The organism is Clostridium sp. BL-8 (genome assembly GCF_002006495.1).
In the GTDB taxonomy this organism is placed as follows: domain Bacteria; phylum Bacillota; class Clostridia; order Clostridiales; family Clostridiaceae; genus Clostridium.
The window spans coordinates 14,669-30,574 of sequence record NZ_LZZL01000070.1 but is presented as its reverse complement, the minus strand read 5'-3'; the positions used below and the strand labels follow the sequence as shown (position 1 = coordinate 30,574).

Here is a 15,906-nt window from a genome sequence, read left to right as displayed (position 1 = left end):
TTAGCGGATAGACATCCTAAATGTAATTTTATTATTGCAACATATATATATAAATAATTTATTACAGTGAATAGAATAAGATTTTCTAATTAGACATATTTGTATAAATACCACATTAGAGTATAAACTAAATTTGTTAGACAGTAAAAGAATTGGATTATATTAATAAATTGTTGATAATCTTAGAAGGTAGGGATATTATTATGAGGCTGGTTAAAAGATTAATAAGTATTATTCTAATCGCTTTAACTGGTTGTATTCTAATAGAAAGTAATTTTTTTATAATATTAGCTGACAATAAAACAATTATTAAAGTAGCGGTGATAGTTTATGATACCAATGCTACGTATATGTCAGAAGTTATAAAAAATCTAAAAGACATTCAAACACAAAATGCAGAAAAAGTTGAATTTACATTTTTTGATAGTAATAATAAACAAGCTAAAGAAAATGAAATTGTTAATACAATAGTTAAAAAGAAGGAATTTAATATTTTGTTTATTGCATTAGTTGATGTGAATTCAGCCTATGATGTAATTAATATTGCAAAAGAAAATAATATTCCGATAGTATTATTTAATAGAGAACCACCTAAAAAAAGTGCTATTCAATCTTATAATAAATCAATATTTGTTGGAACTGAATTAGAGCAGGCAGGGATATTTGAAGGTGAAATTCTAGTTAATGAATGGAATAAAAATAAAGTATATATAGATAGAAATAAAGACCAAACAATGCAATATGTTATATTAAATGGGCCCAAAGATAATTTAGAAGCAATTGCAAGAGCGAAATATTCAGTATTAACTATAAAAAATAATGGAATAAAGTCTGTGGAGCTTGCATCAAGCTATTCTGATTGGAATGATAGAGAAGAAGCAAAAAGAATAACACAATCATTTTTATTTAGGTATGGTGATAAAATAGAGGCTATAATTTCAACTAATGATAATATGGCAATAGGAGCAATACAAGAGCTGCAGGCAGCAGGTTATAACACAGGAATAAAGGAAAAAACAATTCTAGTTGTGGGTGTTGATGCAATACCAGAAGCAAGGGAACTAGTTAATAAAGGAATAATGACTGGAACTGTTATTCAAGATGCATATGGAATGGCAGAGGCACTATATATTACAGGAATGAACCTAGCATCCAACAAGAAACCTCTTGATGGAACAAATTATAAATTTGACGATTCAGGAGTTGTAATTCGTATTCCATATAAAAAGTATAATCCAAGCTAAGAAGTGATTTGATAAATTATAATAAAATAGAACAAGAGGAATTAACATTTTATAGTATTTTTTATAATAAAAAGAATAAAAGTGTATATTAGCTCTTTTTTTACTATAAGGATTAGTGTATAATTACATAAATAAAGTTGGCTCATATAATATGAGCTTTATTTTTTATTAGGCATTTTAAGGGGGGCTAAAATTGAATATCTTTAATACTTACAAAGGACTGCCTAAAAGTATATATGCACTATTTGCGGTGCAGATAATTAATAGGTTTGGTGACTTTGTATTTCCATTTTTATCTTTGTTGTTAACGCAAAAACTCGATTTTTCTTATTCCATGACAGGAATAATTGTAATGGTGACATCATTAGTTTCAATGCCTGCAGCAATTTTAGGTGGAAAATTTGCAGATCAGGTAAGCAGAAGAAAAACTTATTTTATGGGGCAAGGTGTTGCTGCTTTAGCTATTTTCTTGTGCGGGCTAATAAGAAATCCATTATTAATTGTTGTGCTAGTAATTATTTCAGCATTTTTTAATGGATTTGTAAGGCCAACGCTTTCAGCGATAATAGCAGATGAATTAACTCCTGAAAAAAGACAAATTGGGTCATCATTAACTTATTTGGGAATAAATATAGGAGTTGCAGTAGGTCCTATAGTAGCAGGATTTTTATTTAATAATTATCTTTCTCTTCTTTTTATATTAGATGCTCTAACTTCTTTTTTAGCAATAATAATTTTTTATATTTACATTGATGAAACAAAGCCTAAAACAGGAGCTCAAGAAGAGAAAAATACGAATGAAAGAGAGGAACATGGGAATTTAGTCCAGATACTATTAAAGAGGCCGAGGCTTACTTTTTTTATGATATTTAATATGTTCTATGCTTTTGCATATACTCAAATTTCATTTGCAGCACCAATGATGCTGAATAAAGTTTTTGGAGCTGAAGGAACTGAAAAATTCGGTTATTTAATGAGCATTAATGCTATTACTGTAATATTTTTAACAGTGATGATTATTTCAATAACTCAAAAATTCAAAACTCTTACAAATGTAATTTTTTCAGGAATTTTTTATGCTATAGGATTTGGGATGATAGGTATTATAGGAAGCTCTTTCCCTTTATATATAGTTTCAACTATACTTTGGACAATAGGTGAAATAATATCTTCAACTAATAATGGAGTATATATAGCTAATAATAGTCCTAAAAATTTTAGAGCAAGAATTAGTGCAGCCAGCAATTTAACTTACGCATTAGCAACTGCATTTGGTACTTCTCTCGTTGGAAAATATATAGATTCTTATGGAATAAATAAAGTATGGTCATTAGTTTTTATTGTAGTTTGCATAGGAGTATGTCTTATGACAATATTACATATATATGATTCAAAAAATGAAAAAAATGAGGAATGTGAAAGAGATGCTGCTTGTTAAATTTTAATATATTTTTTGGGTGCTAAAATCAAGAATAAAATTCTATTTGCATGGTAAATATAAAAATATGTAAGGAGGATTAATTATGGTTAATAAGCGTAAAGTTACTCAAAAACAAATGGCTTCTTTAGGATTAAAGAAAACTGAAAATGGTGATTATGATTATATAAATCCAAATGACAAAACAAATTCAAAATATAAACCAGTAAGGAAAGAGCCTAAATAAAGGCTCTTTTTTATATGGAAGAAATCTAAGATATATGTAAGTATAAAATTTTTTAAAATTTAGATTTATTCTTGAATGATAGAATAAATTAAATTTTGATTTGTCAGATTTTTATTTAGGATCACGAATTGTATAATGTAAGGCAACTTAGTAAATCTTATAAGATGTTCTCAATAATTAAAATATACATTAATGCATAAGAAAGATATTTATAAAAATATTAAGTTGAAAATTATTAATGACTAGTATTCGAATGCTAAAAAGTAAAACAACGATTGAAGAAAATAATATTTTGGAGGAATTATTATGAAAAGAAAAATAGCTTTAGGATTAGCAGCAGCTACAGTTTTGAGTTTAGGTGGAGGAGGAGCATATGCATATGCTAAAACTACTCCAGCAGCATATGTTAGTGTGGATATTAATCCAAGTGTAGAATTAGGCGTAAATTCTTTTGGTAAAGTAGTATCTGCACAAGCCTATAATGAAGATGGTCAAAAAGTATTAGAAGGAACTAATTTAGTAAACTTTGATGCTGAAAAAGCTGTCAGTACCGTAATTTCAAATGCAATTTCTGATGGATATATAAAAGAAGATGCAACAACTACAGCAGCTGTTGCAGTTGAAATTACTACATCTACAGATAAAGAAAAGATGGCAACTGAATTAGATGAATCTTTAAAGGAAGCTGCTAATAAAACATTAGAGGACAATAATGTGAACGCAGAAGCTGAATCTGAAAATGTTGCACTTGCAAGAAGAGATGAAGCAAGACAACTTGGTATAACACCTGGAAAGTTAAACCTTATACAAAAGCTTCAAGCATTAGATCCAACAATAAAAGTGGAAGATTATAAAACAAGTTCAGTAAAAGATATCCAAAAGAAAATTAAAGAATTAAGAAAAATAAATAAGGATGATACTTCTGATGGTGATAGTAATACAGGTACGGATACTAATAATGGTACAGATATAAATAATACTACAACCACAGACACTAGCACAAGCAGTGATGTGACTACTCAAGAAAGTACTGGAATTCAAACTGATAATGGTAATGATGAAAAAGGTGAGAATGCAAGTATTAATAGTAAAAAAGAAGATAGCAGCATTGAAAATGATAAAGAAAAAAACGCTTCGGTAAAACAAAAGAATCAAAATGATAATGGTAAATTAAATTCAGAAAATAAAAATAGCAATAAAGAAAAAAATAAAAATAAATAATTAACCTATAAATCAATAGTTAATATAAATATTAGCTATTGATTTTATTATGTAAAGATATAAATAAAGAGAATTTAAAAACAATTATTCTTCAAATACTATATATTTTATTGAATATGACACAATAATAATTGTTTAGTAAATGCTATGTTAATAATAAATATAAGTTTCTTTGTTGTTGCACTCTGTCAGATTAGTCAGCTTTGTTGCGAACTATATAATATAAATAAAATTTTGTGGGAAGAAGGTGCGCTTTGGCTTCGGATATAAAATTACTTAATCTTTTACATAATAAACCTGAAGTAGGCCTCAAAATGATGATGGATAATTATATGGCGTTTATTTATACAATAATATTCAATAAATTATCAGGCATATATTCAAAGGAAGATATAGAGGAATGCGTAAGTGATGTATTTTTTCAGGTATTTCATTATAGGAATAGAATAGATTTAGAAAAAGGATCAATTAAGGCTTTTTTAGCAGTAGTAGCTAAGAGGAAAGCTATAGATATGCATAGAAAAAACAAGAATAATAACCATATACCGATAGATGATGTATCACAAGATTTACACAGTAAGGAAGACGATGTGTCACATTCAATTTTATTAAAGGAAAGTAATATTCAATTAATAAATGCAATAAAGTCGCTGGGAGATCCGGATAGTGAAATAATTATAAGGAAATATTACTTTTATCAAAGTTCAAAAGATATATCTAAAGACCTTGGTATAAAAGTTAATACTATTGATAAGAAAGTATCTAGATGTATGCAAAAATTAAGAAATGTTTTAGGAGGGATTTTATAAATTGGAAGATAAATTATTTGAACAATTAGATAAGCTAGACATTAGTGATACTGATTTATTATTAAAAGAAGATATTAATTTATCATTGGGTATTTTTACAAGAAGACGGATTGAAAAATCTATAAGGAAAAAAACGGGTTATTACAAAGAAACGAATCTTCTTAAAGATAAAATTTATAATATTTTAGGATGTATCTTTATGAAGAAAAAAATAGCATTGGCATTATCAGCTGTAATTATTTTAAGTTTAGGAGGCGGTGGATATGCATATGCTAAAACTCCAGTGGCATATGTCAGTCTGGATATAAATCCAAGCGTCGAATTGGGCGTAAATGGATTTGATAAAGTAGTATCTGCTGAAGCATATAATGAAGATGGTAGAAAAGTATTGGAAAATACTAATTTAATTAATTTTAATATTAATAACGCTGTTAGTTCTGTAATATCAAATGCAATTTCTTATGGATATATAAAAGAAGACGGTTCATCTGCAATTGAAGTTACTACAGCTACAGATAAAAAAAATATTGCAGATGGCTTAGGTGAATCACTAAAAGAGACTATTGATAAGACATTGGAGAATAATGATGTGGAAGCAGAAGTTGAAAATGAAAATGTAGCGCTTGCAAGAAGAGATGAAGCAAGGCAGCTTGGTTTAACACCAGGGAAGCTGAATTTAATAGAAAAGCTTCAGGAATTAGATTCAACTATAAAAATAGAAGATTATAAAGACACCTCGATAAAGAGTATAGTAGAAAAGACTAATGAATTAAGAAAAAGTAATGGAAATAATGGCACTTCCAATGATGCTAATTTAAATACTAATGTAGATGGAGATGGAGATGAAAGCTTTGATAGTTCTTCAACAACAGAAAACAATGAAGAAAATTCACCTAATTCTTCAAATGATTTGAATGGATCAGAAAAAAGTAATTATGGAAATGATAAAAAGGAAGAGAACAGCGGCAGTAATAAAGAAAATAAGAATGTAGATCAAATAATAAGAAGGAAAATAAAAATGTAAATTCACAAGGCAATAATAATTCATCCAAAGTAGAAGGTAATAGAGGTAAGAACAAATAGTTAAGGCAAAGTTAAAGCAATACCTATGTGGTAAATAGATAAGAGGATATATCAAGAAAGATATTAAGATAATATGCTTATAAAAAAATCCTCTGTACTATATTAAAAAAAGATTTAAAATATCTCGAAGATTAGATTATTATGTGTAACTTTCGAGATATTTTAAATTTAGCAAAAAAATGTATGTCAAATTATATAAATTGGTTGTAATAGATATTTGCATAAGGTTATAATGCTAGTGAAGGATGTGATACTATATGAAGAAAATAGTTTTAGGTGGAGGTTGCTTTTGGGGAGTAGAAAAACTCTTCTCAATGACACCAGGGGTAGTAGAAACAGAAGTAGGATATGCAAATGGAAAAACAGAAAATCCAACATATGAAGAAGTATGCAAAGATGATACAGACTTTGTAGAAGTATGTTACATAACATATGATGAAAAAGCAGTTTCGTTAGATACTTTATTAGATAAATTTTGGAGTGTTATTGATCCTACAACAGTAAATAAACAGGCAGGAGATGTTGGAACTCAATATAGAAGTGGAATCTACTACATTGATGATTCTGATATTGATATAATTAATAAAAGCAAAATGAAAATTCAAGAGAAATATAAAGAACCAGTTGTAACTGAAGTTAAACCACTAGAAAAATATTATACAGCAGAAGAATATCATCAAGATTACTTAGAGAAAAATCCTACTGGATATTGTCATATTAAATTTAACTAATAGAGCCTTCTTAGAAGGCTTTTTTTATTAATGTTTTATAATTGTAATTTAAATTATCTGAGGATTTAACAAATATATATTAATTGACTATTTCCACAATGTGGAGAAAAGATGTGTTGAATTATATTTTACATAAATATAAAATAATTTATATTTATGTAATAGGAAAATATTGACTTTATTTTATAAAAGAATATAATAAATATATAAAACAAAAAATAAACATAATAAAAATTGTTTTTTGAAAAGGATTACTACAAGTTATTGGGGATAAAAATAAATTTTGAAAAAGAAATATTACAAACAATTAAATTTTTCTTTTAAAAAAATATAAAGCAAAATGATTTTTATTAAACTAATATTTAAAATGAACGCAGAAGGTTTAATAAATTAGGGAATAAGCAAAAATTAATATACTTGATTTTGTACACTATTCTTTTGAGTAAAGGAGTAAAAATTTATTTGACTTTTGGTTCAGAAGAATAATGATCATATAATATTTAAAAATATATTCATAAATATACTGGGAGGCATATAAATATGAAAAGTGTAAAAATATTAAAAAAGCTTGCAGCCATTGTTGTTGCAACATCTCTCTCAACTACAATGCTAGTTGGATGTGGAGGAAGTGCTAGTACAAGTAGCAAGAGTGGATCGGATTCATCATCAGGAGACGAATTGCAAATGTGGACATTTGAGGACGTGCATGCGACCTTCTATAAAGAGATGTTAGAAAAATGGAATCAGAAAAATCCCGATAAGAAGTTAAATATTAATTTTACAGTTCTTCCCTATGATGATATGCATAATAAATTGCAATCTGCGCTCTTGTCCGGACAAGGCGCACCAGATGCATGTGATATAGAAGTAGGTAAATTCCCTAACTTTTTAAAAGGAGAGCCACAATTAGAGACACTAGATGATGTCATTGCTCCGTATAAGGACAAGTTAGTTAAATCTCGTATTGATCTTTACAGTAAAGATGGACATAATTATGGATTACCAACACATGTTGGAGCATGTGTTGCATACTACAATACTGAACTTTTAGAAAAAGCAGGAATTGATTATAAATCCATAGTAACTTGGGATGATTTTAAAGCAGCAGGAGCTAAATATTATGCTGCAACCGGTAAGAATTTCGGTACAGCTGATACAAGTGCACAATGGCAAGAAGCGCTTATGTTAGCAGAACAAAAATCTGACTTTACTGATACTGATGGCAAGCCACAATTAAACAGTCCTCAAATGGTTAAAGCACTTACTACGTTAAGAGATTTACAAGATGCTCATGCAATTGCTACTATTCCAGGTGGACAGCCTGATACAACAGATGCTGAAGGTGCAATAAACAATGGAGACTATGCAGTTGTAATTAAAGCTTTTTGGTATATGTCAAGATTTTTACAATATATGCCTGATCAAGCAGGTAAATGGGCAATTGCTCCAGCTCCAGTATTCGAAAAAGGTCAACCACGCTCTGTAGGTCTTGGTGGTACTGGCACAGTTGTAACTAAAACGGCTAAAAATAAGCAAAATCTTAAAGAATTCTTAGCATATGCAAAACTTTCAGATGAAGGTGAACAAGCAATATGGGAAGAATTAGGGTTTGATCCATGTAATACGGATTTATGGACTAAAAATGACATTACTCACAATCCAGATAATAAATATGTAAAATACTTCAAAACTAATCCTTTTGATACATTAAATGAAATCAAAGATGAAATACAATTAATTAAATCAACTGATGCTAGTCCAAGCATTTATAATGTACTAAGCACAGTTACTTTAAATAGTGTATTTGAAGATAAAAAGGATATAAAACAAGCATTAGATGAAGCACAACAACAAGTAGAAAATGAAATGCAATAGTTAAATATTTATACAGAGAAGCTATTTTATAAAAATATTAAGCTTAAAAAATGGTTCCTCTGTATTGTTTAAATGTGTAATGGGAGGAAATCGGACAATGGTTAAGAGATTTATATATAATAAAAAAGTAGCACCATATGTATTTATATTGCCATTTATGCTTGTATTTTTACTTTTTTTCATTTCTCCAATGATAAATACAGTAATAATGAGTTTTGAAAATGTATTACCAGGGTCAAGGAAATTTGTTGGTTTTGAAAATTATACAAAACTACTAGGAGATAAGGTGTTTTTAATAGCACTATGGAATAGCTTTAAATACATGGTATGGACATTGATATTACTTATTCCAATTCCAATGATACTAGCGTGCATAATAGATAGTAAGTTAATGGTTGGAAAAGAATTTTTTAAATCTGCATTATATTTACCAGCTTTAACATCTGTGGCTGTAGCAGGTATTGTATTTAGATTTGCTTTTGGAGAACAAGCTACTTCGCTAATGAATAAATTTGTTGCACTATTTGGAATGGAACCATTTAAATGGTTAAAAAATGGAACTACAGGATTTATAGTATTATTATTTTTAGCATGTTGGAGATGGACAGGTGTTAACGTGTTATATTTTTTATCAGGATTAAAAAATATTCCGGCAGAATTATATGAATCAGCAAATATTGATGGAGCTAGTACGTGGCAAAAGTTTAAATATATAACAATTCCTCAACTTAAGCCAACAACAATTTATGTACTTACTATATCTATATATGCTGGACTTGCAATGTTTATGGAAAGTTATATGGTGTTCAATGGTAATAATTCACCTAATAATATAGGTCTTACGATTGTAGGATATTTATATAGACAAGGTATTGAAAAGAATGCTATGGGATATGCATCTGCTGTAGGTTTAGTATTGTTTATTATTGGAATGGCAATTAATTTGGTACAACTAAAACTAAATGGAACATTTAAAAAGGGGGATTAGTATGCAAAGTAATATAAGTTTAAGTAGTAGAAAAAATAGTAAAAAAACCACTCAAAATATGGCAAGGAGCAGAAAGAGGTTACCAACGAGAATATTAATTTTTATGCTTTTTGCTTTCATAGCTGTAATAGTGCTAATTCCTTTTTATACACTTTTTATTTCTACTTTTAAAGATGGTGCTTTAGTAATAGCAAATGGTATGGATGTATCAATTGATACTGCTAAAATGTCACTTAAAAATTATATGATTTTATTTACAGAAAAAAATAGTTTATTTACATGGTTTTTTAACAGTTTGTTATTAACATTATTACAGGTAATTCTTCAATTGCTTATCAGTGCATTTGTTGCTTATGGATTTGCAATGTATGATTTTAAAGGAAAGAATTTTTTGTTTATATGTGTATTATTTGTTATGATGGTACCTTTTGAAATTTTAATGTTGCCTTTATATAATCAAATAAGCGATATGCATTTAACAAATACTTATGCTGGAATTATATTACCAACCATAGCAAGTGCTTCAACTATATTTTTCTTTAGACAATATCTATCTGGAATTCCAAGAGATCTTGTTGAAGCAGGAAGAATAGATGGAGCATCAGAATATGGGATTTTCTTTAGATTAATTTTACCTATAATGAAGCCGTCTTTTGCAGCAATGGCAATTTTAAATGCAATGTTTAGTTGGAATAATTTGTTGTGGCCGATGTTAGTATTGAAAGATAGTGGGAAGTTTACTTTACCAATAGGACTAAATACCTTATTAACACCGTATGGAAACAACTATAATTTATTGTTCGTAGGTTCTTTTATTTCAATAATACCAGTATTTATTCTATTTGCATGTTTCCAAAAATATTTTGTTGAAGGTATGACAGCGGGAGCAGTAAAAGGATAATATTTAAAATATTAAATGCAAAATTGATAATTAATTTAGGTAGGCGGTTGATAATATGAGTAAATTAATAATTAATACAAAAAATAAAAAAAGCAAAATAAGTAAAGAAATTTATGGACATTTTTCAGAGCATTTAGGACGATGTATTTATAATGGGATATATGTCGGGGAAAATTCTAATATACCTAATGAAAATGGTATGAGATGTGATGTGGTAAAAGCGCTAAGAGAAATTAAAATACCAGTACTTCGCTGGCCGGGAGGATGCTTTGCAGATGAATATCATTGGAAGGATGGGATTGGGCCAAGAGAAAATCGAAAAAAGATGGTTAACACTCATTGGGGAGGAGTTGTAGAAGATAACAGCTTTGGTACTCATGAGTTTATGGAATTATGCAGACAATTGGAATGTGAGCCGTATATTAATGGAAATGTTGGAAGCGGCACAGTGCAGGAAATGTCAGAATGGATTGAATATTTAACTTTTGATGGTATTTCTCCAATGGCAGAATTAAGAAAACAAAATGGACATGCAGAACCTTGGAAAATTAAATATTTTGGTGTTGGAAATGAAAATTGGGGCTGTGGCGGAAATATGACTCCAGAATTTTATGGCAATATGTTTAGAAGATATCAAACATATTGTAGAAATTACGGAGATAACAAGCTTTACAAGATTGCTTGTGGATCAAATATAGATGACTATAATTGGACAGAAGGTGTAATGAGAGTAGCATATAAATTTATGGATGCACTAACTCTGCATTACTATACTCATCCATGGGGATGGGAAAATAAAGGATCAGCTACAGATTTTGATGAAAAGGCTTGGTATGTTACTTTAAATAAAACATTAAAAATAGAAGAATTAATTGAAAAACATCTTGAGGTTATGAATAGATATGATTCAGAGAAGAAAGTAGATTTAATAATTGATGAATGGGGAGGGTGGTACGATGTTGAACCTGGAACAAATCCCGGTTTCTTATATCAACAGAATACTATGAGAGATGCATTGATTGCAGGAATTAATTTAAATATTTTTAATAAACACTCTGATAGAGTGAAAATGGCTAATTTAGCACAAGTTGTTAATGTACTTCAATCTGTAATATTAACTGAGGGCGAAAAGATGATATTAACTCCAACTTATCATGTGTTCAACATGTATAAAAATCATCAGGAATCTACTATGGTTGAAAGTTATATAGAAACTAAAAATATTGGAATTGAAAAAGAAAATATGGTTCCAAATTTACAGGAATCAACTTCAATGGATGAGGAGGGAAAAATAAATATAACAATAAATAATTTATCTGTTAGCGAAAACTATGATATAGAAGGAATCATAGTAGATAGAGAAGTTAAAACTGTAAAAGCAAATATATTAACCAATAAAATGGAGGCCCATAATACATTTGATGAGCCAGAAAATGTGAAGCCGGAAGAATTTACTGATTTTACTATAACTGATAAAGGATTAAACTTTACAATTCCAGCCTGCAGCGTGTTAAGTTTTATAATAGAATAGACATTAAAATGGAAAATAGAATTTGTAGACGATGCTTGTTAGATGAAATATTCGAAGTAAATGAATATAAAAATATGCAAGAATATATTAGAAACATAGATAAGCATATAAAGACAGAAGATGATGAGTATAAAAGAAGATTAAATATTTGCAGAGAATGTGACAACCTCGTTAATGGGATGTGTAAGATATGTGGGTGTTTCGTTGAAATGAGAGCGGCAGTAAAAAAGAACTATTGTCCTGGTATTAGGAACAAGTGGTGATAGTAATATCAAAATAATAGAAGTCGAGTTAAACTGTCTCTTATTATTTTGGTTTAAATATGAATTGTTTTATCTAGAATGCTGCTACAAATAAATATATCGCAAACATAGTTTTACCAAAATTAATTTCATAAATCTAATTAATAATTAGGGTTATGATCTATACTAATAAATTGATTATCACCAAAAAGGGAGGGGAAAAATGACAAAAGCAATATACAAAAATCCAATTGTTATTCAAAGAGCAGATCCATACATTTATAAGCATAATGATGGATATTATTATTTTACAGCTTCGGTGCCAAAATTTGACGAAATAGAACTTAGAAGATCTAAAACAATTCAAGGATTGCAAGATGCAGTACCAATGATTATCTGGAAAAAGCATGATAGTGGTGAAATGAGCCAATTAATATGGGCGCCGGAAATTCATTATATTCAGAAGAAATGGTATATTTATTTTGCAGCAGCTCCAAGTAAAGAAGTTACTGGTATTACCTTTAATCATTGTATGTATGTTTTAGAAAACTATAATGAAGATCCGCTAACAAATAATTGGGTTGAAAAGGGAAGAATAGATACTGGATGGAATACTTTTGCTATAGATGCAACTACTTTTGAACATAGTAATAAGCTCTATTATGTTTGGGCGCAAGAAGATCATAAAGTAGAATCTAATTCTCATTCAAATATTTATATTGCTGAGATGAAGAATCCGTTTACATTGAAATCTAAGCCGGTATTATTATCAAAACCAGAGCTTGAGTGGGAAAGAAAATTATACTGGGTGAATGAAGGACCAGCTGTATTGAAGAAAAATGGTAGAATATTTTTAACGTATTCTGCGAGTGCTACCGACGAGAATTATTGCATTGGGATGCTTACAGCGAATGAAGAGAGTGATTTACTTGATCCTTTATCATGGAAAAAATCTAAAAAACCTGTATTTAAAACATCTTATGAAAATCGTCAATATGGACCAGGACATAATAGTTTTACGGTCTCAGAAGATGGAATGGAAGATCTTTTGGTTTACCATGCTAGAAATTACAGCGAGCTAAAAGGAGACCCGCTAAGTGATCCTAATAGACATACTAGAGTTGAAGTGATTAAATGGAATAAAGATGGAACTCCAAATTTCGGAAAACCATCTTCTGATGCAAGAGTTTTTCAAGTTTAATATAATTTGAGAAAATAGTTTATACATGAATTGATTAAAAATACTTTTGATTTTATAGCAGCCGAAATAATGGGATTCCCAGTATTTCGGCTGCTATAAAATGTAGAGGTAGATTATAAAAGTAAGAAGTGTAATTGTTAATATATTATTCGGTTATAGTACTATAAACAAGTCTGATACTTATTCCTTGACTATAATTACCAAAGTTTTTTCCAAATATGGTCAAACCACCTACATGTTTTGTATCTTCTGGAACAGCTAATTTAAGTAGTATATCGCTCTTATAATTTAATTCTAAATCTTCTAGAGTAATATCTGAAGTTTTAATTCCATCTATAAAGGACCCAAAGGAATTAATTGTTAATAGTTTTAATAATCCATATTGATTCCAATTGGGAAGCCACCATGATGGAGTTAAAATACCTTTACTGTCACCAAAATCTCCAGGACTAGTCCAGCTGCCTATATTTTGATTATTAATAAAAAAATGTATATCAGAAGGCCAGATACTGCATGAACCTGGAGCTTCCGAACTTATTTCCATAGAGATTTGTAACTCTGAAAATCGTTCACTAGGTTTTAAATAATTTGGAATTCTATACTCGATAAAACCTTTAGTAAACCATAATATATCTGCATTAATTCTTTCTGGATCGGCAAAATAGCTAGGATTATCTACTTCTCCAATGAAAGTATCTTTAGTTGCAAGACCACAAGTTGGAGCGATATCGTAATTAGAATAGTGTCCTATATTTAAATCTATATCATACGAATTTTCAACATCTTGTGTACCTATATCGATTATAAATTTATCCTCGTGAATTGAACAAATTTTTTGAAGGCCATGCTTTCCAGTAACATTTGAAGTTTTTATTAAACCACAGTCTTCTAATTTTTTTATGTGCATGGTGACCGCACCATTAGTTAAGTTGAGTTTCTCGGACAATTCATTCATGTTTAATTGTTTATATTGAGATAAAATATCTAATATATCTATTCTTACATCTGAGCTTAAAGCCTTGAAAAGTGGCAAACTGTCTTTTAAGTTAGTAATATGAATCATAATAATCACCTCTAAAAGTATACGTTTAATATATTCATATAAATATAAAATCTAAGAACATATTAATATTAAAAAATATAAATAGTTAATTTTTTTATATGTATATGTTTTATAGTTAGATATAGCGTTATATTAAGGTCATTATACTATTTAATATAGTAAAAGTGAATAATTGTTTTAAATATTTGTAAAACAAAATATCTAATTATTGTGATCTGTCTTTGAAAAGTAAGCTAATGAACTTATTAGAAATACAAGACTTATAATGAAGTTGATGTTTTTTAGGAGAAGATATAATTATAAAAATCTAACTTATATTGAACTTTTTTTAAAGTAAATAATAAATATCACTAAATTAACAATTAGTCTTTTATTTTGGAGAAAATTCTTTAGGTGATTTTGAAAATAGTTTCCTAAATGAGCGGAGAAAACATGAGTAATCATTAAAGCCGCATTGCATACAGACTTTAGTAATAGGTTCTCCTGTTGATATCAAATTTTTTGCCATTAATAATCTTTTTTGGTTTACGTAATTGTGGAGCGTATAGCCGGTTTCTTTCTTAAATTTATGCATAAGATAATATCTACTTATATAGAATCTTTGAGATAAAGCTTCTGTAGACAGATTTTCAGACAAATTATTATTTATATATTTTAAAATCTTCTCAATTTGTTTGTCATATTTAAGAGAATCTTCTTCAGTTATATACATATTACTCAAATGAACTCTATTTAAATATACAAGCAGTTGAATAAATAATGAGTTGCTTAAAAGTTTGCTGCCAAATTCATTTGAATTAAAAGAAGTCTTAAGAGATTCTATTATAAACTTTATATTATTCTGTAATTTGCTTTCAAGTCTAATGAGATTAAAGCTCTTTTCATTTGCTAATTTAAAACATGTCAAAAGGTCACAGCTATCATAGTTATGATTTTTAATGAAATTGGAATCAGCCCAAATTATTATACGTTCATAAATTTCAGAAGGATCGATAATCGGTTTATGAACATCATTATTATTCACAAGCAAAATATCCCAAGGCTTTAAATTATAAGCTTTACCCTCAATCAAATAAGTCACTTTCCCAGATAAAAATATTATTATTTTATTAAAATCATGATAATGAAATTCAAATTCCTGATTTTTCTTATCTTTCAAATGAAACAATTGAAAATCTTTATTTAAATAACCTGATTTATTTTTGATATAATCATTATTCATAAATAAAATCCCCTTTGGTCCTGAATGTAGTTGATTTTATGTAGCACTGCATTTAGAACACATACTATTTAATTATATGATAAAGCACTTTTTGCAACATATCAAGCAATATATACACTACTTACTGTAGA

General features: G+C 28.6%; 15 protein-coding genes. 13 read left to right on the top strand and 2 right to left on the bottom strand.

Going from position 1 to position 15,906, the window contains the following annotated elements:
* The first annotated feature begins 203 nt into the window (after positions 1-203).
* From CLOBL_RS20425 to CLOBL_RS20370, 13 genes are all read left to right on the top strand, one after another.
* Positions 204-1,244, top strand: coding sequence for a galactose ABC transporter substrate-binding protein (locus CLOBL_RS20425; protein WP_077860713.1), 1,041 nt, complete (start codon positions 204-206; stop codon positions 1,242-1,244).
* 193 nt (positions 1,245-1,437) lie between these two features.
* On the top strand, positions 1,438-2,682 hold the full coding sequence (locus tag CLOBL_RS20420) for an MFS transporter (RefSeq protein WP_077860712.1): 1,245 nt from the start codon (positions 1,438-1,440) through the stop codon (positions 2,680-2,682).
* A gap of 85 nt (positions 2,683-2,767) precedes the next feature.
* Entirely contained in the window at positions 2,768-2,908 is a 141-nt protein-coding gene (locus CLOBL_RS28185) for a hypothetical protein (RefSeq protein WP_009169540.1), read from the top strand.
* 306 nt (positions 2,909-3,214) lie between these two features.
* Entirely contained in the window at positions 3,215-4,129 is a 915-nt protein-coding gene (locus CLOBL_RS20415; protein ID WP_077860711.1) for a hypothetical protein, read from the top strand.
* A gap of 254 nt (positions 4,130-4,383) precedes the next feature.
* Positions 4,384-4,938 (top strand): sigma-70 family RNA polymerase sigma factor, encoded by a 555-nt coding sequence (locus CLOBL_RS20410; protein ID WP_077860710.1) that lies wholly within the window; start codon positions 4,384-4,386, stop codon positions 4,936-4,938.
* A 1-nt stretch (position 4,939) separates the two neighbouring features.
* Positions 4,940-5,962 (top strand): hypothetical protein, encoded by a 1,023-nt coding sequence (locus CLOBL_RS20405; protein WP_242953888.1) that lies wholly within the window; start codon positions 4,940-4,942, stop codon positions 5,960-5,962.
* Positions 5,963-6,278: 316 nt separating this feature from the next.
* Positions 6,279-6,752, top strand: coding sequence for a peptide-methionine (S)-S-oxide reductase MsrA (gene msrA / locus CLOBL_RS20400; RefSeq protein ID WP_077860709.1), 474 nt, complete (start codon positions 6,279-6,281; stop codon positions 6,750-6,752).
* A 540-nt stretch (positions 6,753-7,292) separates the two neighbouring features.
* Positions 7,293-8,627: an extracellular solute-binding protein gene (locus CLOBL_RS20395; RefSeq protein WP_077860708.1), complete on the top strand. Its 1,335-nt coding sequence runs from the start codon at positions 7,293-7,295 to the stop codon at positions 8,625-8,627.
* A 97-nt stretch (positions 8,628-8,724) separates the two neighbouring features.
* Positions 8,725-9,615 carry a sugar ABC transporter permease gene (locus CLOBL_RS20390; protein WP_077860707.1) on the top strand — a complete coding sequence of 297 codons (891 nt, stop codon included), beginning with the start codon at positions 8,725-8,727 and terminating at the stop codon, positions 9,613-9,615.
* Between the two features lies 1 nt (position 9,616).
* Positions 9,617-10,516, top strand: coding sequence for a carbohydrate ABC transporter permease (locus tag CLOBL_RS20385; RefSeq protein WP_077860706.1), 900 nt, complete (start codon positions 9,617-9,619; stop codon positions 10,514-10,516).
* Between the two features lie 55 nt (positions 10,517-10,571).
* Positions 10,572-12,047 (top strand): alpha-N-arabinofuranosidase, encoded by a 1,476-nt coding sequence (locus CLOBL_RS20380; protein WP_077860705.1) that lies wholly within the window; start codon positions 10,572-10,574, stop codon positions 12,045-12,047.
* A gap of 8 nt (positions 12,048-12,055) precedes the next feature.
* The gene (locus CLOBL_RS20375) at positions 12,056-12,310 is read left to right on the top strand and encodes a DUF6171 family protein (protein ID WP_077860704.1); all 255 of its coding nucleotides are present in this window, start codon (positions 12,056-12,058) and stop codon (positions 12,308-12,310) included.
* Positions 12,311-12,512: 202 nt separating this feature from the next.
* Positions 12,513-13,490, top strand: coding sequence for a family 43 glycosylhydrolase (locus tag CLOBL_RS20370; protein ID WP_077860703.1), 978 nt, complete (start codon positions 12,513-12,515; stop codon positions 13,488-13,490).
* A 145-nt stretch (positions 13,491-13,635) separates the two neighbouring features.
* Here the strand turns inward: CLOBL_RS20370 and CLOBL_RS20365 are convergent, their stop codons facing one another.
* A complete protein-coding gene (locus CLOBL_RS20365; RefSeq protein WP_077860702.1) occupies positions 13,636-14,553 on the bottom strand; it encodes a winged helix-turn-helix transcriptional regulator in 918 nt (305 codons plus the stop codon).
* Positions 14,554-14,923: 370 nt separating this feature from the next.
* Positions 14,924-15,775: an AraC family transcriptional regulator gene (locus CLOBL_RS20360; RefSeq protein ID WP_077860701.1), complete on the bottom strand. Its 852-nt coding sequence runs from the start codon at positions 15,773-15,775 to the stop codon at positions 14,924-14,926.
* Between the last annotated feature and the right edge of the window lie 131 nt (positions 15,776-15,906).